23 protein-coding genes and 1 other RNA gene are annotated in these 25691 nt (G+C 44.6%); 6 read left to right on the top strand and 18 right to left on the bottom strand.

What is annotated here, in order from left to right:
- Nucleotides 1-13: 13 nt before the first annotated feature.
- The 11 genes from CK1_RS00715 to CK1_RS00665 all read right to left on the bottom strand — a co-directional run bounded on the left by CK1_RS00715 (nucleotide 14) and on the right by CK1_RS00665 (nucleotide 10795).
- The gene (locus CK1_RS00715) at nucleotides 14-562 is read right to left on the bottom strand and encodes a 4'-phosphopantetheinyl transferase family protein (RefSeq protein ID WP_015524433.1); all 549 of its coding nucleotides are present in this window, start codon (nucleotides 560-562) and stop codon (nucleotides 14-16) included.
- Nucleotides 559-2421, bottom strand: coding sequence for an ATP-dependent helicase (locus CK1_RS00710; RefSeq protein WP_329984225.1), 1863 nt, complete (start codon nucleotides 2419-2421; stop codon nucleotides 559-561). The genes CK1_RS00715 and CK1_RS00710 overlap by 4 nt, the downstream gene beginning before the upstream one ends.
- Nucleotides 2408-3862 carry a glutamate--tRNA ligase gene (gene gltX, locus CK1_RS00705; protein ID WP_015524432.1) on the bottom strand — a complete coding sequence of 485 codons (1455 nt, stop codon included), beginning with the start codon at nucleotides 3860-3862 and terminating at the stop codon, nucleotides 2408-2410. Before gltX ends, CK1_RS00710 begins: the two co-directional genes overlap by 14 nt.
- Nucleotides 3863-4035: 173 nt before the next feature.
- Entirely contained in the window at nucleotides 4036-4269 is a 234-nt protein-coding gene (gene acpP / locus CK1_RS00700; protein ID WP_015524431.1) for an acyl carrier protein, read from the bottom strand.
- Between the two features lie 140 nt (nucleotides 4270-4409).
- Nucleotides 4410-5570, bottom strand: a complete 1161-nt coding sequence (locus tag CK1_RS00695) for an FtsW/RodA/SpoVE family cell cycle protein (protein WP_044960979.1) — start codon at nucleotides 5568-5570, stop codon at nucleotides 4410-4412.
- A gap of 115 nt (nucleotides 5571-5685) precedes the next feature.
- Nucleotides 5686-6031, bottom strand: a transfer-messenger RNA (tmRNA) gene (gene ssrA / locus CK1_RS00690).
- Nucleotides 6032-6291: 260 nt separating this feature from the next.
- Nucleotides 6292-6849, bottom strand: coding sequence for an elongation factor P (efp, locus tag CK1_RS00685; RefSeq protein ID WP_015524430.1), 558 nt, complete (start codon nucleotides 6847-6849; stop codon nucleotides 6292-6294).
- A gap of 85 nt (nucleotides 6850-6934) precedes the next feature.
- Nucleotides 6935-7444, bottom strand: coding sequence for a shikimate kinase (locus CK1_RS00680; RefSeq protein ID WP_015524429.1), 510 nt, complete (start codon nucleotides 7442-7444; stop codon nucleotides 6935-6937).
- Nucleotides 7441-7947 carry a YqeG family HAD IIIA-type phosphatase gene (locus CK1_RS00675; RefSeq protein WP_015524428.1) on the bottom strand — a complete coding sequence of 169 codons (507 nt, stop codon included), beginning with the start codon at nucleotides 7945-7947 and terminating at the stop codon, nucleotides 7441-7443. The genes CK1_RS00680 and CK1_RS00675 overlap by 4 nt, the downstream gene beginning before the upstream one ends.
- A 21-nt stretch (nucleotides 7948-7968) precedes the next feature.
- A complete protein-coding gene (locus CK1_RS00670; protein WP_015524427.1) occupies nucleotides 7969-9330 on the bottom strand; it encodes a citrate/2-methylcitrate synthase in 1362 nt (453 codons plus the stop codon).
- A 247-nt stretch (nucleotides 9331-9577) separates the two neighbouring features.
- Entirely contained in the window at nucleotides 9578-10795 is a 1218-nt protein-coding gene (locus tag CK1_RS00665; RefSeq protein ID WP_015524426.1) for an aminotransferase class I/II-fold pyridoxal phosphate-dependent enzyme, read from the bottom strand.
- 220 nt (nucleotides 10796-11015) lie between these two features.
- On the opposite strand from CK1_RS00665, the gene gdhA reads away from it, so the two are divergent.
- Nucleotides 11016-12350: an NADP-specific glutamate dehydrogenase gene (gene gdhA / locus CK1_RS00660; protein WP_015524425.1), complete on the top strand. Its 1335-nt coding sequence runs from the start codon at nucleotides 11016-11018 to the stop codon at nucleotides 12348-12350.
- Between the two features lie 192 nt (nucleotides 12351-12542).
- Here the strand turns inward: gdhA and nrdR are convergent, their stop codons facing one another.
- Nucleotides 12543-12992 carry a transcriptional regulator NrdR gene (gene nrdR / locus CK1_RS00655; RefSeq protein ID WP_021976805.1) on the bottom strand — a complete coding sequence of 150 codons (450 nt, stop codon included), beginning with the start codon at nucleotides 12990-12992 and terminating at the stop codon, nucleotides 12543-12545.
- A 138-nt stretch (nucleotides 12993-13130) separates the two neighbouring features.
- On the opposite strand from nrdR, the gene CK1_RS00650 reads away from it, so the two are divergent.
- Both CK1_RS00650 and sigG read left to right on the top strand, forming a co-directional pair.
- Nucleotides 13131-13385 carry a YlmC/YmxH family sporulation protein gene (locus CK1_RS00650; RefSeq protein WP_015524424.1) on the top strand — a complete coding sequence of 85 codons (255 nt, stop codon included), beginning with the start codon at nucleotides 13131-13133 and terminating at the stop codon, nucleotides 13383-13385.
- A gap of 112 nt (nucleotides 13386-13497) precedes the next feature.
- Nucleotides 13498-14277 (top strand): RNA polymerase sporulation sigma factor SigG, encoded by a 780-nt coding sequence (sigG, locus tag CK1_RS00645; RefSeq protein ID WP_015524423.1) that lies wholly within the window; start codon nucleotides 13498-13500, stop codon nucleotides 14275-14277.
- A 64-nt stretch (nucleotides 14278-14341) separates the two neighbouring features.
- On the opposite strand, the gene pap is transcribed toward sigG, so the two are convergent.
- Nucleotides 14342-15814: a polyphosphate:AMP phosphotransferase gene (gene pap, locus CK1_RS00640; RefSeq protein WP_118752541.1), complete on the bottom strand. Its 1473-nt coding sequence runs from the start codon at nucleotides 15812-15814 to the stop codon at nucleotides 14342-14344.
- A gap of 269 nt (nucleotides 15815-16083) precedes the next feature.
- Between pap and CK1_RS00635 the strand changes: the two genes are divergently transcribed.
- Nucleotides 16084-16452 carry a hypothetical protein gene (locus CK1_RS00635; protein WP_015524421.1) on the top strand — a complete coding sequence of 123 codons (369 nt, stop codon included), beginning with the start codon at nucleotides 16084-16086 and terminating at the stop codon, nucleotides 16450-16452.
- A gap of 52 nt (nucleotides 16453-16504) precedes the next feature.
- Here CK1_RS00635 and CK1_RS00630 read toward each other — a convergent pair whose 3' ends face one another.
- Nucleotides 16505-17653, bottom strand: coding sequence for a PP-loop family protein (locus CK1_RS00630; protein ID WP_015524420.1), 1149 nt, complete (start codon nucleotides 17651-17653; stop codon nucleotides 16505-16507).
- Nucleotides 17654-17866: 213 nt separating this feature from the next.
- Between CK1_RS00630 and CK1_RS00625 the strand changes: the two genes are divergently transcribed.
- Both CK1_RS00625 and eutJ read left to right on the top strand, forming a co-directional pair.
- Nucleotides 17867-19999 (top strand): glycogen debranching protein, encoded by a 2133-nt coding sequence (locus CK1_RS00625; protein WP_015524419.1) that lies wholly within the window; start codon nucleotides 17867-17869, stop codon nucleotides 19997-19999.
- A gap of 59 nt (nucleotides 20000-20058) precedes the next feature.
- Nucleotides 20059-20883 (top strand): ethanolamine utilization protein EutJ, encoded by an 825-nt coding sequence (gene eutJ / locus CK1_RS00620; protein ID WP_015524418.1) that lies wholly within the window; start codon nucleotides 20059-20061, stop codon nucleotides 20881-20883.
- On the opposite strand, the gene rlmD is transcribed toward eutJ, so the two are convergent.
- The 4 genes from rlmD to iolG all read right to left on the bottom strand — a co-directional run bounded on the left by rlmD (nucleotide 20880) and on the right by iolG (nucleotide 25097).
- The gene (gene rlmD / locus CK1_RS00615) at nucleotides 20880-22052 is read right to left on the bottom strand and encodes a 23S rRNA (uracil(1939)-C(5))-methyltransferase RlmD (RefSeq protein WP_015524417.1); all 1173 of its coding nucleotides are present in this window, start codon (nucleotides 22050-22052) and stop codon (nucleotides 20880-20882) included. The genes eutJ and rlmD overlap by 4 nt on opposite strands.
- 101 nt (nucleotides 22053-22153) lie before the next feature.
- Complete coding sequence (locus CK1_RS00610; RefSeq protein ID WP_015524416.1) at nucleotides 22154-22999, bottom strand: class II fructose-bisphosphate aldolase; 846 nt, start codon at nucleotides 22997-22999, stop codon at nucleotides 22154-22156.
- Between the two features lie 160 nt (nucleotides 23000-23159).
- Nucleotides 23160-24059, bottom strand: a complete 900-nt coding sequence (gene iolE, locus CK1_RS00605; protein ID WP_015524415.1) for a myo-inosose-2 dehydratase — start codon at nucleotides 24057-24059, stop codon at nucleotides 23160-23162.
- 24 nt (nucleotides 24060-24083) lie between these two features.
- The gene (iolG, locus tag CK1_RS00600) at nucleotides 24084-25097 is read right to left on the bottom strand and encodes an inositol 2-dehydrogenase (RefSeq protein WP_015524414.1); all 1014 of its coding nucleotides are present in this window, start codon (nucleotides 25095-25097) and stop codon (nucleotides 24084-24086) included.
- Nucleotides 25098-25691 lie beyond the last annotated feature (594 nt).

Below are 25691 nucleotides of genomic sequence, written 5' to 3'. Positions count from 1 at the left end.
TCGTCTCTATTTGCTATCTCAAAATGATGTCTTCGTATTCAAATCGTAATTCCAGGCTGTCTCTGGACCAGATTGCACCACTGTATCCCGGTTCCAGCTCCAGCATTATGTAATTTCCCTTATCCATGGAAATCGTACGCAGATCCCTGGACAGTCCCTCTCCGGTCCATTTGATATATGCCTCTCTCAAAACCCACTGGGCAAAAAAGGCTTTCTCCATATCATCTGCATCCAGGATTTCCCGTATCATATCTGCCGGCACCATTCTTTCAAGGAGCCGTTCGTAATTTACCTTCTTGTGGATCTGCACATCAATGCCCACCTCTTCTCCGGCAAACAGACACATCACATATTTTCCGGAATGTGTGATATTATAATGAATTCTTGGAAGCAGGGTAAAAAACGGTTTCCCATGTTCCCCCTTTGACCGAGGCTCAAAAGCAAGCTTCCGTCCAAATTCCCGCTCAAGTCCGATTTCCAGAAGCTTTTCCCCGATCATATGCTCCATGTTCTTGCCGTTATATTCATCTCTGATCTTCGTATAATAAATAATCCCATTCATAATCCGGCCTCCTCAAGAAAACGGGACGGTTCCCGTTCCTTCTCATACTGCTGTCTTACATAATACAGGCAGAGTTTCTTCTTTGCCCGTGTCATACCAACGTAGAAAAGCCTCCGTTCTTCCTCCAGATGTGCCTCCAGGACTGCCTTCCGATAAGGCATGCTACCTTCATTTACATTCATGATATATACATTGTCATATTCCAGACCTTTGACCGCATGAAGAGTGGATATCACCACTCCTTCCCGTTTCACATCCTGTTTCTTCGCCTGTTCTTCCAGCTTTCTGGTATACTCGTCCATATAGGCCATCCATTCTTCCAATGTTTTCATTCCTCTGGCACTTTCATGGATCCGGTTCAGGGTTTCCATAAGCTCTTCCGGTTTTATTTTACGATACCTTGCATATTCCTGCAAGTATTCTTCGTATCCCATGCCATTCCGGATAAAATTAATAGCTGCATAAGGGGCCATAGTCTTTAAGATCCGAAGATGTGTCTCCATCGTTGTGATCCTGTCACACATCCAGTCTTTGTCTTTGTAAAACTCTCCCAATGCTTTAAAATCAACGTTTTTTTCTGTCAGAGCGTCTCTGGCTATGTATCGGTTTGGCCGGTTCATGATCTCCAGAAATGTACTGCGGCTCCGGTCTCCTTCTGCCATTTTCAAATAAGCGATCATATTCCGGCAGATCCAGTGTCGGAACAGGTTGGGCAGTTTTTCCTTCATAGTGAAAGGAACCCCATACTCCATCAACGCAGCGACCAGTCCTTCGGTTTCCTGATTAGTCCTGAAAAGCAGCGCTGTATCTTCAATATTATCCCCTTCTTCCATCCGATTCCGCAGCAGGCCTGCAACTGCCATATATTCGTCTCTGGGATTTCGAAATTCTTTTATCTGCACCGGCTCTCCCGGTTCATTTGGTGTGGAAAGTTTTTTCACATAACGGTTTTCGTTATGATTGATCACCTTCATGGCTGTATCCAAGATATTTCCACTGCACCGGTAATTGATATTCAGGATCACCGTCTCCGCATTTTTAAAATCTTCCGGGAAATTCAGCATGATCTCCGGGCGAGCGCCACGAAAATGATAGATAGACTGATCATCATCTCCCACCACAAACAGATTGTTCTCCGGTGCTGCCAGCATCTTCACGATATCATACTGAAGATGATTGATATCCTGAAACTCATCCACCAGAATATAGTGAAACTTTTTCTGCCATGCAGACAGGATATCTTTTCGTTTTTTCAGAAGTTCATAACAGCTCAACAGCATATCATCAAAGTCAAGTTTTCTTCTTTCATTCAGGACTTTTCGATATCCCTGAAAGATCTGTCGGAACACTTCATCCGGGCAGCAGGAAGAATAATAATGCTCCAGAGCGATCCTTCCACCCTTTACAACACTGATCTCCTTGGCAATATCTTCCACAAAATCCCCTTCCTGGGACTGTTCTGCAGCACAGTTTACCACCAGTTCTCTTAAGATCGCATATTTTTCTTCTTCTGACAGGATATTTCCTCCATTCAGACCATAAGCCTGTTTGAGGATCCCGTAAAACACTCCGTGAAAAGTCCCGAAAGTAACGCCGGTTCGCTGAACACTGGTAAATTTCAGAAACCGTTCTTTCATTTCCACTGCTGCTGCCCTGGAAAAAGTCACAACAAGAACAGAGGAAGCCGGTATCTTCCCTTCCTGGATCATATGTGCTGTTCTTTCTACTATGACGGAAGTTTTCCCCGAACCGGGGCCTGCCAGAACCATCATAGGTCCTGACAGGTGGGCGATTGCCCTTTTCTGAGATGGATTTCGTTTCATAACTGGATTATCGATCACACTCTTATTTATTTTCAAGCTTTTCGATTGCTGCATGTACACGTTTCAGTGTCTCTTCCTTGCCAATGATCTCCATGATCTCTGTTGCACCGGCCGGTGTCATCTGCTTGCCGGATACTGCTGTACGAAGCGGCCACATAACATAACCATTCTTATATCCGTGCTCCTTTACAAAAGCGCTTAAAGATGCATACAGCGGATCATTGGTATAATCCTCCTGTGCTTCCAGTACCGGAAGCACTTCCTTGAGAACTGCAAGAGAAGTCTCCTCTGTTGTTTTCATCTTTTTGTGGCGGTACATCGCACTGTCATACTCCGGAACTGCCTCAAAGAAATCTACAAGCTCCGGAATATCCGGGAATACTTCAATTCTGGTCTGAACCATTCCTGCGATCTTCTTAAGATCAAAGTCTTTTTTCAGAACTTCTTTCAGATACGGAAGTGCTCTCTCATAGAATGCCTCCGGATCCATCTTCTTGATATACTCACCATTCATCCATTTCAGCTTGGCAATGTCAAAAACTGCCGGTGATTTGTTGATATGATGATAATCAAATGCCTCCACAAGCTCCGGAAGAGAAAAGATCTCACGGTTGTCTGCCGGGCTCCATCCAAGGAGTGCAACATAGTTGATCACTGCCTCTGTCACAAATCCCTGATCGATCAGATCTTCATAGGAAGAATGTCCACATCTCTTGGAAAGCTTCTGATGTGTCTCGTCTGTGATCAGCGGACAGTGAACATAGGTCGGGATTTCCCATCCGAATGCCTCATAAATACGATTATACTTCGGTGAAGAGGAAAGGTATTCGTTACCTCTTACAACATGTGTGATTCCCATAAGGTGATCATCAATTACATTTGCGAAGTTGTAGGTCGGATAACCGTCAGATTTGATCAGGATCAAATCCTCCATCTCCTCATTGTTAACGGTGATATCTCCGTAAATAACATCATGGAATGTAGTGGTTCCCTCTGTTGGCATATTAAAGCGGATAACATGCGGCTCACCTGCATCCAGACGGCGCTGAACCTCTTCCTTGGAAAGATGGAGACATCTCTTGTCATAAATAGAGATCTCCTTACCTGCAACAGTACGTTTCATGCTTTCCAGTTCTTCCTTGCCGCAGAAGCAGTAATATGCATCTCCCTGCTCAATAAGCTGTTTGGCATATTTCAGATACATGCCTGTTGCCTGACGCTCGCTCTGTACATACGGGCCAAATCCGCCATCCTTGTCCGGTCCCTCATCATGGAGAAGTCCTGTTTTCTCAAGAGTACGGTAGATGATATCTACAGCTCCCTCCACATAACGTTCCTGGTCTGTATCTTCAATACGGAGGATAAAATCTCCGCCTTCATGTTTTGTGATCAAATAAGCATAAAGAGCTGTTCTTAAATTACCCACATGCATTCTTCCTGTAGGGCTCGGTGCAAATCTTGTTCTGATCTTTGTCATTTCTTTTCTCCTCGTTTTTGTTGTTTCTCTTTATAGGTGCTATTATATACCCAAATCCTTCAAAATGTCCATAGGTTTTCCGGCGGAATACCCTGCCATCCCTCTCATGTATCTTCGCATATACAAAAAAATCCTCTGAGACACCGTCGTCCCAGAGGATCCTTGATTCCTGTTTATGCTTCTACGCCTTTGTTCTTAAGATAATCGATCACATCTCCAACTGTGTTCAGATCTGTAAGCTCCTCTGCCGGGATCTCAACATTGTACTCATCCTCAAGAGCCATAACCAGCTCAAACAGGTCAAGAGAATCTGCTCCAAGATCATCCTTGAAAGATGTCTCCGGTGTAATTGTTGATGCCTCACAATTTAACTGCTCTGCAAGCATTTCTTTCATTTTTTCTAACATGTCTTTTTTCTCCTTTAATCATTACAGATCGAATCTGTTTCCTCTTTTTGAGCAAAGTATATAGTCTGCAAAAACAGTTGTCAAGAGGATTTTCCCAAAAAATGGCTCCAGAGCAAAAATATTTTGATTTTAAAACTATTTTACTCTTGAAATTTTATCTGACGGGCCACGCTGAGAGCTATTGCCATCTCCAGCATCAGGAACACAATGGACGTTCCTCCGTAACTGATAAAGGGCAAGGTAACACCTGTATTGGGCATCAGATTCAATACAACAGCAATGTTAAGGATCACCTGCAGCGCAATATGTATAAAAATCCCGGTAACGATCAGTGAGCCAAACAGATCCGGTGCATTCTGCGCAATAAAAAACAACCTGTACAAAAGATATCCGAACAGGATCAGTACAAAAATCCCTCCGAAAATTCCAAGCTCCTCACAGATAATGGAAAAGATCATATCATTTTGTGCTTCCGGAACACTTCCAAGCTTCTGGATACTATTTCCAAGCCCGCGGCCAAAAAGCCCTCCGGAGCCAATGGCATACAATGCCTGCAGCGTCTGATAACCGCCTTCATCGGAATATTTCTCAGGCTGAAGCCATACAAGTACTCGCATAACACGGAAGCTGTCACTATTCTTGGTCGTCGCAACCAGAAAAAGTACTCCGATCACAATAAGGATCACTCCTGCCGCTGCCACAGCAATAAACGGACGCATATCCGGATGTGCCACAAACACCATTCCAACTGTTATTCCCAAAATGATCATGGCTGTACTCAGGTTATCTGTAAGTATATAAGCCGCAAGCGCAAGTCCTGCCCCCGGAAGTCCCAGGATCATACAGCTCTTTAAAGTTTTCACCTTTCGTCCCATTTTTCCGATCATGTAAGCCATCATGATAATAACCGCGATCTTTGCCAGCTCGGCAGGCTGAAAGTTGATCGGTCCGATATACAGCCATCTGGTAGCACCATGAGAGGAATGTCCCAGCGGAGTCCGCACAAGTCCCATAAAGATCAGCGAAGCCACATACAACGCAGTTGTAAAAGGAAGAAGGATATGATAATCCAGTATTTTTGAAATAAATAACGCTCCGATCAGACATGCTGCACTGATCAGTGCCTGTTTCTTAAAATAAAACATATCGTTGCCATAATTCACTTCTGCCATATATGAACTGGTGCTGTAAAGCATGACCAGTCCAAAGCACACCAGCAGTACAATAACAGCTACCAGATTATAATCATAATAATCAGATTTCTTATTCTGCTTTTTTCTGTTAAGCAGAGTTTTTTTCATTCTATCACCATCGCTTTCTGTATCTGCGAAGAATTTCCTGATATCCACGAGTAATAAAGAAAGTAAAAAAATTCCCGGAAAGCCGCATAAATGCTGTCTTTCCGGGACGTTCCATAAATGGACCTGAGGGGAATCGAACCCCTGTCCGAAAGCCTATCCCTTAAGGCATCTCCCATCACAGTCGCTGATTTAACATTCCCTCAGCAGTACGCCCACCGACAGGCTTACTGCTTCAGTAGCTTCATGATACATCTACCGGGGCAAAGCTTACCCGGCAAGGTTTCTCACATGGTCGACGCCAGATTCCCGATGTGTGAGTGCAACGGGGCTGACGAGCAGCTTAGGCTGCTAACGCTAACTTTTCGTCTGCGTTTATATTTAGTTCCCGGTTGGTACGCAGTCCAGGAGTCTGCGGATGGCTTCCCTAACTTCAAAGCCCCCGTCGAAACCAGTACAAGCCCTTAAAAGACTTCTGTGACAGGATCATTTCCGGTCATCTCTGGTGGACAGACGAACTTCTTAGTCAGTTTTTTGACTGGGTTTAATTATACCAGAATGATTTTTCGTGTCAAGGATATTTCAAAAAAAGTCCAGACTGTACAGTTTTTCTTACCTGTACAGTCTGGAATATGCATTCAAACTTTGGTATTTTAAATACTATCAAAATGATCTTTTAATTTTATGGCACAAAAAAACCCGCTTACGCGGGTTTTTTGCTGCATTATACACGTGAGAGATACTCACCTGTTCTTGTATCGATCTTCAGTTTGTCGCCCTGGTTTACGAACAGAGGAACCTGAACCTGTGCACCTGTCTCAACAGTTGCCGGTTTGGTAGCACCCTGTGCTGTATTTCCTGCGAATCCTGGCTCTGTCTCAATAACCTCAAGCTCTACAAAAAGAGGTGGCTCGATTGCGAATACCTCTCCGTTATGAGAGCAAACCTTAACCATCTCATTATCCTTAACAAATTTCAGAGAATCGCCAACCTGCTCCTCTGTAAGACCAACCTGATCATATGTCTCTGTATTCATGAAGTAGTATAAACCACCATCCTGATACAGATACTGCATATCTACACGCTCAATACGTGCTGCCGGGAATTTCTCTGTAGGACGGAAGGATTTCTCTACTACAGAGCCTGTGATAATGTTCTTGTATTTTGTTCTTACAAAGGCTGCGCCTTTTCCTGGTTTTACATGCTGGAATTCAACGATCTGACATACGTTTCCATCAATTTCAAGTGTGATACCATTTTTGAAATCACCTGCTGAAATCATAAATATTTCCTCCTTAATATATGCGGTTCTTTTTCGCTATGGATTATTCTATAATACCTTTTGCCATTTTTCAACTGTTTTTTGTTTAAGCCTTCAATTTTTCTTCAATTTCTGCGATCAGCTCATCAAAAGGCTTCACTCCTGTGACAACTTTAATGTCCGCAAACTTCTCATAAACCGGATCTCTCTGTTTCAGAAGTTTCTTGATCTTCTCTTCTTTATTCTCAGTTCCTTCCAATGTGGGATTGTTACTTCCTTCCAGACGTTTGATCAACGTTGCAGCAGATCCCTTCAGATAGATGATCGTTCCCATACTCTGGAGATATTTCTGGTTCTGCTCCTGAAGAGGCAATCCCGCACTTACAGAGATTACCTTCCGTTCGCTGTCTGTGGACAGTTCCTTGACTGCCATAGTCTCCAGCGCACGGTAAAATGCTTCTCCAAAGCGTTCAAATACCTCCTTTACTGACATGTTCATTTTTTTCACGATCAGTCTGTCCACGTCAATAAACGGAAGCCCCAGGTCCTTCGCCAGTCTCTTTCCAACTCGTGTCTTTCCTGAACCCATAAAGCCGATGATTACAATATGGTTCATGAATTCTTTCCCTCCTCTTTTTGGTAAAAATGTAATACTATTTTTTCCAGATATCGCTTCAGTACGATCTGGATCTCCTCTTTTGGATGAATCGGTTTCACAAGGATCGTCCGGATCCCTGCTCTCTTTGCTCCATAAATATCCGTAAACAACTGATCTCCTATAAAGATCGTCCTGTCAAGATCGATTCCGATCACCTGGCAGGCTTTTTTATAATTTTTCACAGCCGGTTTATGGGCATTTTCTATAAAATCCCCCTCTACTGCTTTGGCAAAGGGCTCCACACGAGGTTTCTGGTTATTGGATACAAAACAGTATCGAAACCCGAGAGTCCTCAGCTTTTCAAACAGTTTCTTTGCCCGGTCATCTGCCGGTGCCCCGTGGGGAACAATGGTATTATCGATATCAAAGAGCAGCCCTCTGTATCCTTCTCTGTAAAGCTTCTCATAATCGATCCCATACGCAGAATCCAGATATTCATCCGGAAAAAAGCATCTGAACATCTATTCCACCTCAGTCCTTTCCTATCGCTCGCAAAGAGGAATATACTCTGCTTCCGGAAGGACATTCTTATATGCGGGACGGATGATCTTATCCACATTGATAAGCTCTTCCATACGATGTGCGCTCCAGCCTACGATACGTGCAATAGCAAACATCGGTGTGTAAAGCTCCAGCGGCAGATCCAGCATGCTGTAAACAAATCCGCTGTAAAAATCCACATTGGCACTGACACCCTTATAGATCTTACGCTCCTCTGCGATAACCTTTGGTGCAAGACGCTCTACTGCAGCATACAGCTGATAATCCTTCATTCTGCCCTTTTCTCTTGCAAGCTGTTCCACATAGCCTTTAAAGACTTCTGCACGTGGATCTGAAACAGAATAGATCGCATGTCCCATACCATAGATCAGTCCACGTTTATCAAAGGCCTCTTTATGAAGAAGCTTCTTAAGGTATGCACTGATCTCCTCTTCATCACTGTAGTCATGTACGTGTTTACGCATATCGTTAAACATTTTTACGACTTTGATGTTGGCACCGCCGTGTTTCGGGCCTTTCAGAGAACCTAGTGCTGCCGCGATCGCAGAATACGTATCTGTCCCGGAAGAGGAAACCACATGTGTAGTAAAAGTAGAGTTATTACCACCGCCATGCTCCATATGAAGGATCAGAGCAATATCAAGGATCTCTGCCTCCAGTGCCGTATACTTCTTATCCGGTCTTAACAGACGCAGGATATTCTCAGCTGTGGAAAGCTCCTTTTTAGGCTGATGGATATAAAGACTCTCGCCTCTCTCATAGTGGTTATAGGCCTGATATGCATAAACAGATAACAGCGGGAAAACACTGATCAGGTTGATACACTGACGGAGCACATTCTCCAGTTCAATATTATCCGGGTCTTTGTCGTAGGAATAAAGTGTCAGCACGCTTCTTGACAGAGCGTTCATAATATCTCTGGATGGTGCCTTCATAATGACATCCCTTACAAAATTCCGCGGAAGCATACGCTGGTTCGCAAGAATCCCGGAAAATCCATTCAGTTCTTCCTGATCCGGAAGCTTTCCGAAAAGAAGCAGATAGGTTACTTCCTCAAAGCCGAAGCGCCGGTCATTGATAAAACCATTTGTCAGATCCTTAATGTCATACCCGCGATAAGAAAGCTTACCTGCGCAGGGAACCTCTTTTCCGTCCACGATCTTCGTTGCCTGGACATTGGAGATCTGGGTCAGTCCTGCAAGGACACCCTTTCCATTCAGGTCACGCAAGCCTCGCTTGACATCGTATTTACCATATAAAGACAGATCCAGTTTGTCATTCTCACGACAGATCTGGGTAAGTTTCTCAATCTCAGGTGTCACTTTCATGTTGAATTTGCTCATCAGTTATTTCCCCTTTCGATTTCTGTTTTATTGCTGTTCGATAACGGTCCCTCCTCATTCCCCTCTCAAGCAATTCTGGTCTTATTTGTATATCCCGGCGTAGCTGGCCGGGATATTTCAGATATATTATAACATTTTTTTCGGTTCCGGTCTATGCCGAAAATATAACCGAATACCTGCTTTACAGTTTATCGGTTATGAGCAGGCAGCGAATGCGGATCGCAAATCTCTTCTTGTCTATCTGCGATCAGCCCTGCTTATATGTAGCAAAGAACTCTTTCATCTTCTTCATTGCCTTGTCAAGCTGGCGGATATCCGGCAGATAAACAATACGGAAGTGATCCGGCTGGTTCCAGTTGAATCCCTTGCCCGGAACAACAAGCACCTGTTTCTCATGAAGAAAATCCAAAGCAAACTGTTCATCATTGAAAATATTGAATTTCTCAGTATCGATCTTCGGGAATATATAAAATGCCGCATGTGGTTTTACAACGGAAATTCCCGGAATATCATTCAGTGCCTTGTAAATAAAGTCTCTCTGCTCATAAACACGTCCGCCCGGCTGCGTATATTCATTGACACTCTGATATCCGCCAAGTGCAGTCTGTACAATGGACTGTGCCGGAACATTTGAACAGAGACGCATGGAAGAGAGCATATTGATTCCCTCTATATAACCCTTCGCCTTACTTTTTGCACCACTTAAAATCATCCATCCGATGCGGAAACCTGCGATCATATGAGACTTGGACAATCCTGAAAATGTTACACAGAACACATCGGGTGCAAGGGATGCAATCGATGTATGTTTATATCCATCCATAACAAGACGGTCATAGATCTCATCAGAAAAGATGATCAGCTCATTTTCTCTTGCAATGTCTGCAATCTGTTCCAGGATCTCCTTCGGATATACTGCACCTGTAGGGTTATTGGGATTGATGATAACGATCGCCTTGGTCCTTGGTGTGATCTTGCTCTTGATATCCTCAATATCCGGATACCAGTCAGACTGTTCGTCACAGATATAATGAACTACATTTCCGCCTGCCAGTGTTGCAGTAGCTGTCCACAGCGGATAATCCGGAGCCGGGATCAGGATCTCATCCCCGTTATCAAGCAGCGCCTGCATACAGAGGTTGATCAGTTCACTGACACCATTTCCCGTATAAATATCATTAATGGTAACTCCCGGGATCCCGCGAAGCTGTGCATACTGCATGATCGCTTTTCTTGCAGAAAAAATGCCCTTGGAATCGGAATATCCCTGGGAAGTACGAACATTACTCAGCATATCCAGGATCACTTCCTGAGGTGCTGAAAACCCAAATGGATACGGATTACCAATATTCAGCTTCAGAATCTCCATTCCATCTTCTTCCATTCTGGCAGCCTCATCCACAACCGGTCCGCGCACATCGTACAGCACGTTGTCAAGCTTTGATGATTTCCCGAATGTTCTCATAAAAACCACTCCTCTTCTAATTTTCACTATTATTTAACCATTTTAATTTCATAGTCAAAAAATATTTATTCTATATCATCTCACATTTAGGCTTTCAACGCAAGAAATAAAAATTTAAAAAAATCAAATTTAGCACTTCCCTTTTTTAGCATGTTAATGTATAATAGCACTCGAATTTAGTTTTCAACGCAATTTAATATGTGATGAGGAGGAAACAACAATGTCTTACACAGAAGAAGTTTATGAAAGAGTTGTAGCACAGAATCCTGGCGAGCCAGAATTCCATCAGGCAGTTAAGGAAGTTCTCGATTCCCTTAAAGTCGTAATTGACAAAAATGAGGAAGAGTATCGTAAACTTTCCATCCTTGAGCGTCTTGTAGAGCCAGAGAGGATCATCTCCTTCAAAGTACCGTGGATCGATGATAACGGAACTGTACAGGTTAACAAGGGATATCGTGTTCAGTTCAACAGCGCCATCGGACCATACAAAGGCGGCTTAAGATTCCATCCTTCTGTAAATCAGGGTATCCTGAAATTCCTTGGTTTTGAGCAGACCTTTAAAAACTCTCTTACAGGCCTTCCGATCGGCGGTGGAAAAGGTGGCTCCAACTTCGATCCTAAGGGTAAATCTGACAGAGAGGTTATGGCATTCTGCCAGAGCTTTATGACAGAGCTTTGCAAATATATCGGCGCAGATACAGATGTTCCGGCTGGTGACATCGGTGTCGGCGGACGTGAGATCGGTTATCTCTTCGGACAGTATAAGAGAATCCGTGGCCTTTATGAGGGTGTCCTTACAGGAAAGGGTCTTTCCTTCGGAGGTTCCCTGATCCGTACAGAGGCTACCGGTTACGGTGTTGTATACATGCTCAACGAGATCGCCAAAGCTCACAATGATTCTGTAGAAGGAAAAACAATCGTTGTAACAGGTTCCGGTAATGTAGCTATTTACGCTGTTGAGAAAGCTACTCAGCTTGGTGCCAAGGTTGTTGCAATGAACGACTCCAACGGATATGTCTACGATCCGAACGGAATCAACCTTGACGTCGTAAAGGATATCAAAGAAGTAAAACGTGGACGTATCAAAGAATATGCAGACCGTGTTGAGGGTGCTACCTACACTGAGGGACTTGGCATCTGGAATATCAAATGTGATATCTACCTTCCATGCGCTACTCAGAACGAGCTTGGTCTTGACGGAGCTAAAACACTGGTTGCAAATGGCTGCAAATACGTCGTTGAAGGTGCAAACATGCCTACTACTCTTGATGCAACAACATACCTTCAGGAGAACGGTGTTCTCTTCATGCCTGGTAAAGCCGCAAACGCTGGCGGTGTTGCCACATCTGCACTTGAGATGAGCCAGAACTCCATGAGACTTTCCTGGACAAGAGAAGAGGTTGATGAGAAACTCCACAACATCATGATCGATATCTTCCACAAAGCTGATGACGCTGCTAAACGTTACGGTATGGAAGACAACTATGTTGTAGGTGCAAACATCGCCGGCTTCGAAAAAGTTGTTGACGCTATGAAAGCTCAGGGTATTGTTTAATTAAGTTTCCTGAATCATTAATGTATATTTATAGCAGGGACCGCAGAGGATTTTTTCCCAGGCGGTTCCTGTTTTTTTGTATCCACTTTTACGATCTCTGAAAAATCGAACATTCATGTTTCAAAAAAGGCCGGTTGTCTTTTGACAATCGGCCTGAAATCTCCTGCATTTGCGGTCTATTCATTTAATCTCTTAATTGATCAGCTTCTTCAGCTCATCCATAAAGGTACTGACATCTTTAAACTCTCTGTATACAGACGCAAAGCGTACATACGCCACCGCATCCAGATCCTTCAGATGCTCCATAACGATCTCTCCGATCTTGGTACTGCTGATCTCACGGTCTTCTGACCGGAAAATATCTCCTTCTATGGAATCGATCATCTCTTCCACTCTCTCAATGGGAATGGGGCGCTTATAGCAGGCACGAAGAACACCATCCTGGATCTTGGAACGTTTATAGCTTTCCCGGTTCTGATCCTTCTTGATCACAGTCAGCGGAATCGTTTCCACCTTCTCATAAGTTGTAAAACGCTTTCCGCAGGCATCACAGAGACGGCGGCGGCGGATGGAATTGGTATCCTCTACAGGTCTGGAATCTACAACTCTTGTATTATCCTGGTTACAGAACGGACATCTCACGGAACTCTCCCCCTTTCCGGATCAGTAAATCATTACTAAATTCGTTTTTATTATAAAATAAATGCACATAATGTGTCAATAATCGGACTTGCATAAATTTTACAGATTTTCCATAAAATCATACCAGGTGATGAATTTATGCGCATCTGTGAGCTGAAACAAAAAGAAGTGATCAATATCCATACCTGCCGCAGTCTTGGCTGCCCTCTTGATGTGGAATTCTGCTGTGAAACCGCACGTCTGAAAGCCCTGATCATGCCGGAACCGGGAAAATTTTGCTGGTGTTTTTCCAAAGAAAATGAATATTCCATTCCATGGGACTGCATCCGCCAGATCGGCGAAGATATCATCCTTGTTGATTTCCGTAATGAAAAACTGCTGTCCGGAGAATAAATACCTCCTTATTGTCAAGGCCCTTTATTTTTATATTTTCCCTGAAAAAGTATATTTCAACCGCCCTCTGAGAATCATCTTAATGTACTGACAAGACAAGGAGGATTCTAAGATGGCACTGAATAAAGTTGAAATCTGCGGAGTAAATACCTCAACCCTTCCCGTTCTCGATCAGGAAGAAAAGGCGGAGCTCTTTAAAAGAATCAAAGCTGGCGATGAAGAAGCCAGGGAATTGTACATCAAAGGCAATCTGCGGCTTGTTTTAAGCGTGATCCGGCGTTTTCAGAACAGCAGTGAAAATCCGGATGACCTTTTTCAGATCGGCTGCATCGGCCTGATCAAAGCGATCGATAATTTCGACACCACTCTTCAGGTAAAATTTTCCACCTATGCAGTTCCCATGATCATCGGAGAGATCCGAAGATATCTCCGTGATAACAACAGCATACGGGTCAGCCGTTCTCTGCGGGATATCGCTTACAAAACCATCTATACCCGGGAAAACTATATGCGGCAGCATCTCAAAGAGCCTACCATTGCAGAAATCGCTGATGAGATCGGTATCGACAAGGAAATGATCGTCTATGCCATGGATGCGATCCAGAGCCCGGTAAGCCTTTTTGAGCCCGTGTATTCCGAAGGCGGAGATACCCTATATGTTATGGATCAGATCAGTGATAAAAAGAACCTGGAAGAAAACTGGGTGGAGGATATTTCTCTTCGAGATGCCATGAACCGGCTTGGAGAGCGTGAACGTCACATTATCGATCTCCGCTTCTACGAGGGAAAAACCCAAATGGAGGTAGCTGATGAGATTGGTATCTCCCAGGCTCAGGTCAGCCGACTGGAAAAACATGCTCTTCGCAGTATGCGAAACTATCTCCGGAATTGATTCATCTCTCTTCAGACAAAAAGCTGCAGCAGAATATCTGTTATCCTGCCGCAGCTTTTATCTCTTATTTCAGCGCTTTCTCAATTTCTTCGATCACGATCCGAAGCGCCTTCAGCCTTGCATATTTCTTATCTACGGATTCCAGAATGTGCCATGGTGCATAAGCAGTACTGGTTTTCTGAAGCATCTCATCTACTGCTGTTTCATACTGATCCCATTTTTCACGGTTTCTCCAGTCCTCATCCGTGATCTTCCACTGTTTTTCCGGATTGCTCTGGCGGTCGTTGAACCTGGCAAGCTGGGTGTCCTTATCAATGTGGACCCAGAATTTCACGATCACAGCGCCCCAGTCAGAAAGCTCCTTCTCAAATTCATTGATCTCATTGTAGGCACGTCTCCAGTCATTCTCGCTGCAGAAGCCCTCCAGACGTTCTACCATCACTCTTCCGTACCACGTCCGGTCAAAGATGGCAATGTGACCATCCTTGGGAAGCCTTGTCCAGAAACGCCACAGATAATGACGGGCTTTTTCATGAGGCTCCGGACTTGCGATAGGATGTACCTCAAATCCACGGGGATCAAGAGCCTCCGTGATCCTCTTGATATTTCCTCCCTTTCCGGCAGCATCCCAGCCTTCATAGGTGATGATCACAGGCACTCTTTTTCGGTAAAGACGGTTATGCAGACTTCCAAGCTTTGCCTGCAGTTCCTTAAGCTCTGCCTTGTACTCTTCATCCCCCACTTCTTTTCCATCCAGAGGAATCTCGCTTAATCTGGGCATCTCCACCAGAGGAAAAACATTCTGCAGGATCGGCACTGCATGTTTGCTGTTTTCCATGGCAACCTCTATATTGCTGATCATGGTTTCCAGTACCTGCAGTTCTGCCCACTTCCGGTCACCGGCATCGACAATATACCATGGAGCCGCAGATGTATTGGTATCCTGCATATACTGGTCGAAAATCTTTCTGCACTTCTTATAATGATCATTCTGCCAGAGATCATATTCATTGACTCTCCATCTGGTATCCTTGCTTTCCAGAAGGATGCCCATACGTTTTTCCTGTTCTTTCCGGTCGATCTGCATAAAAAATTTCAGGAGTACATATCCATTATCCGTCAGCTGACGTTCAAATCTCCGGATACTGTCAATCCGTTTTGAATAATTGTCACCCTTCAGCTTTTTATCCATACGTTCACGACAGGTCTGATCCATCCATCCTGAATCCAGGAATGTAAACTTGCCCGCTTCCGGGATTTCCCTGAAATATCGGTAAAGAAATGGTTTCCGAAGGTCTTCCTCTGTAGGTGCTGACATAGTCGCAACTTTGAAGAAACGAGGATCGATATTCTTGATCACCTTACTTATGGTACTTCCTTTTCCGGAAGCTCCCCAGCCTTCAAACAGCACGATCACCGGAATCTTATGCTCTTTCAGAGCCATCTGCAATTCATATAATCTGGTTCTTGCAGCGCTTAAACGCACTTTGATATCCTCTTTTTCCGGAATCTGTTCCGGGTTCCAGTTTTTCAACATCTGCATCGTCCTTCCTTGAATTTTTTGAATATTCATATTATACCACAGAAGATCTTATTTTACGATAATTTTTACATAATTTTAACCTTTAGCCTCACAAAAGCAAACAAATTGCACAACAAAAATCATTCATAAGCATCGAAAATCTTTTTAACCTCTTGACATTTTTGTCGCCGCTTCATACAATAGACGCTGATTGTTATTTTTTTAACTTCATAAAAAAGCAGTGCCTGAAAACTGTTGAAATAATAAAGATCAAGGAGCCGATCATGAAACTCACAGAAAAACTTCTGCAGAAAATGGAACAGAAAAAAGAACTCTATGGCGATGGCATCATCATGCCGGACGGGGATTACCGTCTGATCCAGGATGGACACTTAAAAACTCTCATGTCCCTTCTTCCATATACAGAAAACGAAATCTGGAAAATGATCCCCGATGATGATTCCGCACTTTTCTGGCTGGTAGAAAAAACAAGCTGCGTACTGACCGATGTCAATTCCACGATCGGAATGAAGATGACCCCCGCACAGCAGAAAACCTACGAAGCACTTTCCAGTCGCGGGATCATCTCTGATGAATATTATGATCTTACCAAACAGCGGGAAAAAGTAAAAGCTGCCCGGGCTAACGCCTGAGCAGCTTTTATTTATATCTGTCAGTCCTCATACCCTTCCAGAAAAGAATGTTTCACTCCATCTTTTTGTATGCGATAACTGTATGAAGATTAACATTTTCCACACTTCGGAAAATATTACTTTCTACATGTGGATTTACCTTCTTAAGTTCTGCAATCAGATTCTTGATCTCCATTCTCTTGGAAACACTGGTACCATCTGTACGGCAGGTAGTACAGGTATCGGTAAATTTACATGCACACTGGATAAAATGAAGGTCATTATAATCTCTCCAGTGTTTGATATCTGCCTCCCGGATCAGATACATAGGACGGATCAGCTGCATTCCCTCAAAATTTGTACTATGGAGCTTCGGCATCATAGTCTGTACCTGCGCTCCGTAAAGCATTCCCATCAGGATCGTCTCGATCACATCATCATAGTGATGTCCAAGAGCGATCTTGTTGCAGCCAAGCTCCTTTGCCTTGCTGTAAAGATAGCCCCTTCTCATACGGGCACAGAGATAGCATGGGGATTTTTCTATATTATAAACCGCATCGAAGATCTCAGTCTCAAACACTGTGATCGGAATCCCGAGAAGCCTGGCATTGTGCTCGATCACCGCACGGTTTGCCTCATTATATCCCGGATCCATCACAAGAAACACCAGTTCAAAGGGAAACTTGTTATGACGCTTCAGTTCCTGGAACAGTTTGGCCATCAGCATGGAATCCTTACCACCGGAAATACAGACTGCTATCTTATCTCCCGGCTTCACCAGCTCATAATCGTTGATTCCCCTGGCAAATCTGGAAAACAGCTGCTTATGGAACTTTTTGCGGATACTCAGCTCGATATCCTTCCGCCGCTGTTCCATTGCATCATTTTCCTCTTCTTCACTGTTCTCTTTACCGGATTCTTTCTGCATCTGCTGAAAAAGCCATCCTGTATATCCACCTTTCAGGCTCAGTGCGGGAATTCCTTTTTCCCGGAGCATCTCTGCACCCTCCTGGCTGAAAAGCCCTCTTGTACAGTAAAGGACCGGTATCTTATCCCCCCTCAGTTCTTCTGCCCGCTCTTCCAGTTCCTGTTCCGGAACAGAGATTGCTCCCGGGATCATTCCATATTCTACAGTTACTTTATCACGGGTATCTATCAGAAGATATTTCCCCCGTTCTTTCTCTATCTGGTCAAAAGAAATCTCCAGTGTTTCTTCATTCATACTGCTATTATTCCTTTCCTTACATTTTCAAAGTTTCTGGTTCATATTGTAAGCCTTCCCGTCAAAAACCTCAAGAAGATTTTCCCGAAGGTTCCCGCGTTATTGGAATGCTGCTGTTCACTTTGTTCTCAACAACCCAGCCTGTACTTTTTCTGAAAATCAGTTATAATATTTTTGTTTGTAAAAAAATTTTCACCAAGGAGGATACCGGAAATGAAAACACAGAATCAGACTATGCTCTCTGAGAATACACTGACATCCCGGCCCACAGATATTATTGCGGGATTTCCTGTACGTCCCGGGTTTTTTGAATTAAATGGCGCTACTCCTCTTTCCAACGGAGTCAACTTTACCGCACATACCCGCCACGGTACATCCTGCGAGCTTCTTCTTTTCCACTCCGGAGAAGAGGAACCCTTCGCAGTCCTTCCTTTTCCCAATGCCTGTCGTATCGGTGATGTCTACTCCATGATCGTCATGGGACTGGACATCGAAGATCTGGAGTACGGCTACCGCATTGACGGTCCTTACGAACCGGAAAAGGGTCACATCTTCGATAAGACAAAGGTTCTTCTTGATCCTTATGCCAAAGCCGTTGCCGGTCAGCGTGAATGGGGCCAGCAAAAGATCGGAAGCTATCATGCCCGTGTGGTACGTGATTCCTTTGACTGGGAAGACATACCGCAGTCCACCCGTAAGATCAGTGACCTGATCATCTATGAGCTTCACGTCCGCGGCTTTACACAGGATTCTTCTTCCGGTGTTATGCACCCGGGAACCTTTGCCGGTCTTCGTGAAAAGATCCCTTATCTCAAGGAACTGGGGATCAACGCCGTAGAGCTGATGCCGATCTTCGAGTTCGACGAGAATATGAATGCCCGTACTGTAAATGGCAAACGGCTTCTGGAATACTGGGGATACAATTCTGTCAACTTCTTTTCTCCAAACACCAGCTATGCTTCCAAGCCGGAGCATAACTGTGAGGGAACTGAGCTGAAAGAGCTGATCCGTGAGCTCCACGAAAATGGCATCGAAGTAATTCTTGATGTTGTATTCAATCATACCGCCGAAGGAAACGAGCTGGGAAAAACCTTCTGCTTTAAGGGCTTTGACAATAAGGTTTATTATATGCTGACTCCAGAGGGAAATTACTACAATTTCAGCGGATGTGGAAATACTCTGAACTGTAACCATCCCATTGTACGTCAGATGATCCTTGAATGCTTACGTTACTGGACCATCAACTACCGTGTGGACGGCTTCCGCTTCGATCTTGCCAGCATTCTCGGACGCCATGAGGACGGTTCTCCACTTAACAATCCGCCCCTTCTGGAACTCCTTGCTTACGATCCGGTCCTTAGAAATGTCAAACTGATCGCAGAAGCCTGGGATGCCGGCGGGCTGTATCAGGTTGGTTCTTTCCCTGCCAGCCGCAGATGGGCTGAATGGAATGGCCGTTACCGTGACTGCCTCCGTTCCTTCCTGAAGGGAGATTTCTGGAATGCCTGGGACGCTGCATGGAGTATTTCCGGTTCCGGTGATCTGTACGGAGGCTTTTATTCTGATCATAATGACAATTATGCAGGATACAATTCCTGTGTCAATTTCCTTACCTGCCACGATGGCTTCACCATGTATGATCTTTATTCCTACAATGAAAAACACAACGAAGCAAACGGCTGGAATAACACCGACGGTTCCAACGATAACCGCAGCTGGAACTGTGGAGAAGAGGGCGATTCCACCAACCCCGAAGTGCTCTCCCTCCGCTTCCGCATGATACGAAATGCCTGTGCTGTACTGATGTCCAGCCGCGGAACCCCGATGTTCCTTGCAGGTGATGAATTCGGAAACACAAAACACGGAAATAACAATACCTACTGTCAGGATAACGAAACCTCATGGATCAACTGGAAGCTTCTGGAGAAAAATCACGATCTTTTTGAATTTTTCAAATTTATGATCCGGTTCCGTAAAGACCACCCTGTTATCTCCCGGAAGCTTCCCAACGCAGTATGCGGTATGGAAAATATCCACACTCATAACATTGACGCAAGGGATGTGACCATTCCAAGAGATGCCCACACCTTCGCTGTAAGCTTTGCAGGCTATGATAAGAGCAAAGGCACTGATGACCTGATCTACATTGTGATCAACGCATACTGGGAGGACGTAACGGTCACACTTCCGGAGCTTGCCCGTCCCGGTGCATGGTATCTCTGTGTCAACACGTTCGGTGACGGAAATGGCCGTTATTTCTACGAAAAAGGCCAGGAGCCACGCATTGAACACGATTTCTGCATGCGGCCCAGATCCGTTGCCATCTTTACCGGCCGCAATTATTAGAATTTATATCAGGGGCAAAATTCTTTTTGTCCCTGTCTGAAAGAAATGGAGTATTTTGAATGGAATTAAAAAACAGAACTTTGTCCAATTTTGCAGAACTTGTAGAAACAGGTGAATGTAAAAAATTCCGCGGTCGTCTGAAGACAGGTATCGACCTTGGTACTGCCAATACCGTTCTTGCCGTTGTCGACCGGAATAACCGTCCCATAGCCGGAATTTCCGCACCATCCCATGCGATCCAGGATGGAGTGATCGTCAATTACTATGAATCTGTCCAGCTTGTGACAAAACTTAAAAATGAGCTGGAGGAAAGGCTTGGCACAGAACTTACTTACGGTGCTGCTGCCATCCCTCCGGGAGTTTCTGAAGGCAGTGTCAAAAGCATCGGCTATGTTCTGGAGGGTGCCGGTTTCGAGGTTACAAATATCGTGGACGAGCCTACTGCCGCAGCTGCTGTCCTTAAGATCACAGACGGTGCTGTTGTGGATGTGGGTGGCGGCACAACCGGTATCAGCATCCTGAAAGACGGAAAAGTTATCTACACCGATGATGAGGCTACTGGCGGCAGCCATATGACCATGACAGTCGCCGGTCACTATAAAATCCCTTATGAGGAAGCCGAAGTATTGAAAACTACTCCGGAAAAAGAAGACGAAATTTTCCCTGTGATCAAGGCCACTGTAGAAAAAATGGCTGTGATCACCGAGAAATTTCTAAAGGGCTATCAGGTTCCGGCTGTTTATGTAGTTGGCGGTTCTTCCATGTTTAAGGAATTTACTACCGTTTTTGAAAAGAGGCTGAAGCTTCCGGTATACCGTCCGGTCCATCCGCTTCTTGTTACGCCCCTTGGCATCGCATATCACTGTGAGCTGCCAAAAATCTAAGCTCTTCCCGGTCTGGTCCTACGATTCTCCAGAAGGCAAACAACCTCCACTGAATCGGTGAGCGGGAACATATCAACCGGCTGCATCTTCTTTACCAGGTAATCTCTCTTAGTAAGGCAGGCAAGATCTCTTGCTAGGGTTTCCGGGTTGCAGGATACATAAACAATTTTTTCCGGTGAAAGAGTCAAAAGGGAGTGAAGGAATTTACGGTCACTTCCGGAACGTGGCGGATCCATGAGAACAACCTCCACCTTCTCTCCCTCTGCTGCCATTCCTTCCATAAACCATCCTGCATCTCCCGGAACAAAACGAACATTACGGATCTTGTTTTCCCTAGCATTCATTCTGGCATCACGGATAGCATCACGGTTCAGTTCTACACCAATGACATCCCTGGCATTCCCGGAAGCGATGATCCCGATAGTACCTGTGCCGCAGTAAGCATCGATCACCCTCTCTTTTCCTGTCATTGCCGCAAACTCCATAGCCTTTCCGTAAAGTACTTCTGTCTGCACAGGATTTACCTGATAAAAAGAAGATGGAGAAATACGGAAGGTCAGTCCCATAAGTCGATCTTTGATGAATCCCGGTCCGTAAAGTACGATATTGCGGTCTCCAAGTACCATGCTTGTCTGTCTGTCATTGACATTGAGAACCACCGTAGTGATCTCCGGGTACTCTTTACGGAGAGCTTTTACAAAGTTATTCTTAGATGGAAATATTGGAGAAACCGTAACTAATACCACCATGATCTCTCCTGTGGAAAAGCCTCTCCGCACAAGCACATGGCGGAGAAGTCCATATCCTGTATCCTCATCATAGGTCTTGATCTTAAAGGATTTCAGCATACCACGTATGGTACGGATGATCTCCTGACTTTTTTTATCTTCGATCATACAGTCATCTACGGAAACGATCCTATGACTCTTCTCCTCATAAATCCCGGAAATTACGTTTCCCTTCCGGTCACGGCCAAAAGCTGCATGAACTTTGTTTCTGTAATAATAGGGGTCTTCCATTCCAATGATCGGCTCTACTTTTCCGAATTTTTTCAGAAGGCCTTCTGTAATTCTCTGTTTCCTGCGAAGCTGCTCCTGGTAGGATACACCCTGATAACGGCAACCGCCGCATTTCTTCGCAACTGAACAGACAGTCTCTTTCTGTTCCATTTTTATCTCTCCTCTTTTATGGGCACAAAAAAGATGTTCCCAGTTATTTTCACTGAGAACATCTTATCAGACCTTTTCTTTTTTACAAGAAAATCCTTGACCTACTCCTGATATGGCTCATTAAATACAAGAATATGTCTCTTCACATTCTCGTAAGTACCCTGGACCATAGCCTCATTGAGGTCAAAGAAATTATGCTTGTCTGTTGATTCCATATATTTCTCCACATGAGCTGTCAGGCTGTTAAAGCTTGCTGTGGCAATATTCACCTTACGGATGCCAAGAGAGATCGCCCTCTGGAAATCTTTATCAGTGATACCACTGCCGCCATGAAGAACCAGTGGAATATCCACTTTCTCATGGATCTTCTCCAATACATCAAAAGCAAGCGTCGGCGCTACCGGATAATTACCATGGGCATTCCCGATGGCAACTGCAAGCGCATCAATACCTGTCTCTCTTGCGTAAACGACCGCATCATCCGGATCTGTGCAGCGGATACCGTGGTCACAACTTCCATCCTCACTTCCGCCCACAAGTCCCAGCTCAGCCTCAACTGTAGCGCCGTATTTACGTGCTTTCTCCACAACGGCCTTTACTCTGGCGATGTTTTCTTCAAAAGGAAGCGTAGAAGCATCCAGCATAACCGATGTAAAGCCAAGCTCCAGAGCCTTGTCAACCGTCTCAAAAGTAAGACCATGATCCAGATGGACAGCCACATCCACCTTAGCCTCCTTTGCAGCCTGTACCATCATCGGTCCCATCAGGTGAAGCGGAGAATTTTTCAAACGCACCTCCGCGATCTGAAGGATGATCGGAGTATCCAGTTCTTCTGCTGCACGGATCGCACCTCTTACCATTTCCATATTACCAACACTGAAAGCACCGCAGCCAATATTTTTCTCTTCGGCACGTCTCAGCAGATCTTTCATTTTCACAAGTGCCATGATTCGGCCCTCCTGTCCTGTTTATCGTACACTGTTTGCATCTTCTTACAGAAAAAAGCGGTGTCAAAGCACTACTGGCTGATACCGCTTTTTCTATGCAAAGCGGACATCTTTATTCCGCTTAACTGTACATCAGCATGCACCTATTTCCCTGTCGTAATTATAAGCCTGTCTTCTCAGCAATGAATTTTCTTGCACGGATCGCATACTCAAGCGGATTAGCCTTAGCCGGATCCTGCTCAGCCTCAACAACCATATATCCTTCGTAGCCTGCATCCTCGAGAACCTTGAAGATCGGATCATAATTGATGCATCCATCTCCCGGAATCGTGAAGGCACCGGCTCTTACGCCTGCAAGGAAGCTCATGTTTTCTTTCTTAACCTGCTCAACAACTTCCGGACGGATATCCTTCAGATGAACATGTTTGATCCTGTGAACATATTTCTTTACAACCTCAAGAGGATCCTCTCCACAGTATGTAAAGTGACCGGTATCAAAAAGAAGACTTACATATTCAGGATCTGTATTCTCCATCATACGGTCAACCTCAGCAAGGCTCTGTACAACAGTACCCATATGATGATGGAAAGTAAGAGCAATACCATACTCCTCTTTTGCGATCTTACCAAGCTTGTTCATACCTGTGCAGAAGGTATCCCACTCTTCGTCATTCATCTCATATTTATGTCCGAAAATCGGAGTATCCATCTGGCCCTGAACACTGTGGCTCTGCTCAGATGCGCCGATCACTTTCGCACCCATAGCTTTCAGGAAAGCAAGCTGTGCACGGAACTCCTTCTCAACCTCCTCAAACGGTTTGGTGATCAGGAAGCTTGAGAACCACTGGTTACAGATCTCAACACCACGAAGCTCAAGAGCCTTCTTAAGAACCTCAGGATCCTTCGGATACTTGTTACCCACCTCGGAGCCTGTGAAACCGGCAAGAGCCATCTCACTGACGCACTGCTCAAAAGTATTCTCTTTGCCAAGATCCGGCATATCATCATTTGTCCATGCAATTGGTGCAATACCAAGCTTTACTTTATTCTTATCAAACATTGGTCAATTCTCCTTTTATTTGAATTATTCCATAATCTCAGAAATCTTAACCGGTCTGTGCTCCTCGCTGGATTTCTTAGCTGCAAGACCCATTAACACCGGTTTCAGACCATCATAAACATTAAGAGGTGTCTCTTTGTCATTAACGATCGCATCAATAAATGCTGCAACCTCTTTACCATAAGCGTCCATGTATCTCTCAAGGAAGAAGAACATCGGCTTCTCACCTGTAACACCCTCAGCATTGCTGATCACTGTGGAAGACTGGCTGTCATTGGAAATAGCAGCCATACCATCAGAACCGAAAACCTCAGCTCTCTGATCATAGCCATAAGAAGCTCTTCTGCAGTTATCGATAACAGCAATAGCACCATTCTCCATCTGAAGAGTGATAACAGCTGTATCAACATCCCCAGCCTCACCAATAGCCGGATCAACCAGATTTGCGCTCTGAACATAAACCTCTGTAGCATCGCAGCCTGCAAGATAACGAACCATATCGAAATCATGAATTGTCATATCCAGGAACATGCCACCGGAAACCTTAACATAATCAATGCTAGGCGGCTCAGGATCGCGGGAAGTGATCTTGATGATCTCCGGTTTACCAACCTTACCAGCTGCAACAGCCTGCTGAAGAGACTCAAAGTTATGGTCAAATCTTCTGTTAAAACCAACCTGATATTTCAGATTTGTGCCCTCAAGAGCATCGATAACCTCTTTGATCTTGGCAATGTCATGATCGATCGGTTTCTCACAGAAAACATGCTTGCCAGCCTTGATAGCCTCTACAGAAATCGGAGAATGAGTATCTGTAGAAGAACAGATCAGAACTGCGGAAATCTCAGGGTCGTTGATGATCTCCTTATAATCCTTAGTCGTGTGCTCAACACCCATGCTCTTAGCCCATGCAGCAGTCTCATCATTTAAGAAAGGATCTGCAACCGTCTTGATCACCGCATCCGGCACCCTTGTTGTAATACTAGTAATATGAACTCTACCAATTCTACCTGCTCCGATAATACCAACTTTAATCATAGTTTTGATCTCCTTTTGATTTATTTTCCCAATGTAATCTCTTTGCGTGTCCGAACACGCTCTTTATGCTTAATATAATATCATCGCAACACACAAATCGCAACCCCTAATATTGTACAATATTACCATCTTTTTTCTATTAAAAATGACGAGAACTATTTTTAGCCACAATATGTAATATTTTTAGGTCAACTTCACCGAAAATATCTCCAACACATTCCCATACAATCACCCTAATCATCCCACACACCACCCCCTCCAAACATCCAGCACAGCATCACAACTCACATCCCTTCAAGCATCCAGCACAGCATCACAGCTCACATCCCCTCAAACATCCAGCACAGCATCACAGCTTACATCCCTTCAAGCATCCAGCGCAGCATCACAGCTCACATCCCCTCAAACATTCAGCACAGCGCCGATGCCACATCCCTTCAAGCATCCAGCGCAGCGCCGATGCCCAAACTCTCCCTGCAAACAGGCGCAAACTCAGCCCTTGCAGTCGTCCAGCGCAGCGCTGACGACCCACAACCTATCGTCAAACGACATTTTTTCTCGCTGGAAGCACCAGCCGCGGAAGGGGATGCTGTC

The sequence above is a fragment of the Ruminococcus sp. SR1/5 genome (genome assembly GCF_000209835.1).
Classification (GTDB): domain Bacteria; phylum Bacillota; class Clostridia; order Lachnospirales; family Lachnospiraceae; genus Blautia_A; species Blautia_A fusiformis.
This window is presented reverse-complemented; position numbering and strand designations above follow the sequence as displayed.

What these genes read in the sequence shown, in the direction of transcription:
- CK1_RS00715 (WP_015524433.1), bottom strand. Translation starts at nt 562, where the DNA reads ATGAATGGGATTATTTATTATACGAAGATCAGAGATGAATATAACGGC.
- gltX (WP_015524432.1), bottom strand. Translation starts at nt 3,862, where the DNA reads ATGACAAAGATCAGAACAAGATTTGCACCGAGCCCTACAGGAAGAATG.
- acpP (WP_015524431.1), bottom strand. Translation starts at nt 4,269, where the DNA reads ATGTTAGAAAAAATGAAAGAAATGCTTGCAGAGCAGTTAAATTGTGAG.
- CK1_RS00695 (WP_044960979.1), bottom strand. Translation starts at nt 5,570, where the DNA reads ATGAAAAAAACTCTGCTTAACAGAAAAAAGCAGAATAAGAAATCTGAT.
- efp (WP_015524430.1), bottom strand. Translation starts at nt 6,849, where the DNA reads ATGATTTCAGCAGGTGATTTCAAAAATGGTATCACACTTGAAATTGAT.
- CK1_RS00680 (WP_015524429.1), bottom strand. Translation starts at nt 7,444, where the DNA reads ATGAACCATATTGTAATCATCGGCTTTATGGGTTCAGGAAAGACACGA.
- CK1_RS00675 (WP_015524428.1), bottom strand. Translation starts at nt 7,947, where the DNA reads ATGTTCAGATGCTTTTTTCCGGATGAATATCTGGATTCTGCGTATGGG.
- CK1_RS00670 (WP_015524427.1), bottom strand. Translation starts at nt 9,330, where the DNA reads ATGAGCAAATTCAACATGAAAGTGACACCTGAGATTGAGAAACTTACC.
- CK1_RS00665 (WP_015524426.1), bottom strand. Translation starts at nt 10,795, where the DNA reads ATGAGAACATTCGGGAAATCATCAAAGCTTGACAACGTGCTGTACGAT.
- gdhA (WP_015524425.1), top strand. Translation starts at nt 11,016, where the DNA reads ATGTCTTACACAGAAGAAGTTTATGAAAGAGTTGTAGCACAGAATCCT.
- CK1_RS00650 (WP_015524424.1), top strand. Translation starts at nt 13,131, where the DNA reads ATGCGCATCTGTGAGCTGAAACAAAAAGAAGTGATCAATATCCATACC.
- sigG (WP_015524423.1), top strand. Translation starts at nt 13,498, where the DNA reads ATGGCACTGAATAAAGTTGAAATCTGCGGAGTAAATACCTCAACCCTT.
- pap (WP_118752541.1), bottom strand. Translation starts at nt 15,814, where the DNA reads ATGTTGAAAAACTGGAACCCGGAACAGATTCCGGAAAAAGAGGATATC.
- CK1_RS00635 (WP_015524421.1), top strand. Translation starts at nt 16,084, where the DNA reads ATGAAACTCACAGAAAAACTTCTGCAGAAAATGGAACAGAAAAAAGAA.
- CK1_RS00630 (WP_015524420.1), bottom strand. Translation starts at nt 17,653, where the DNA reads ATGAATGAAGAAACACTGGAGATTTCTTTTGACCAGATAGAGAAAGAA.
- CK1_RS00625 (WP_015524419.1), top strand. Translation starts at nt 17,867, where the DNA reads ATGAAAACACAGAATCAGACTATGCTCTCTGAGAATACACTGACATCC.
- eutJ (WP_015524418.1), top strand. Translation starts at nt 20,059, where the DNA reads ATGGAATTAAAAAACAGAACTTTGTCCAATTTTGCAGAACTTGTAGAA.
- rlmD (WP_015524417.1), bottom strand. Translation starts at nt 22,052, where the DNA reads ATGGAACAGAAAGAGACTGTCTGTTCAGTTGCGAAGAAATGCGGCGGT.
- CK1_RS00610 (WP_015524416.1), bottom strand. Translation starts at nt 22,999, where the DNA reads ATGGCACTTGTGAAAATGAAAGATCTGCTGAGACGTGCCGAAGAGAAA.
- iolE (WP_015524415.1), bottom strand. Translation starts at nt 24,059, where the DNA reads ATGTTTGATAAGAATAAAGTAAAGCTTGGTATTGCACCAATTGCATGG.
- iolG (WP_015524414.1), bottom strand. Translation starts at nt 25,097, where the DNA reads ATGATTAAAGTTGGTATTATCGGAGCAGGTAGAATTGGTAGAGTTCAT.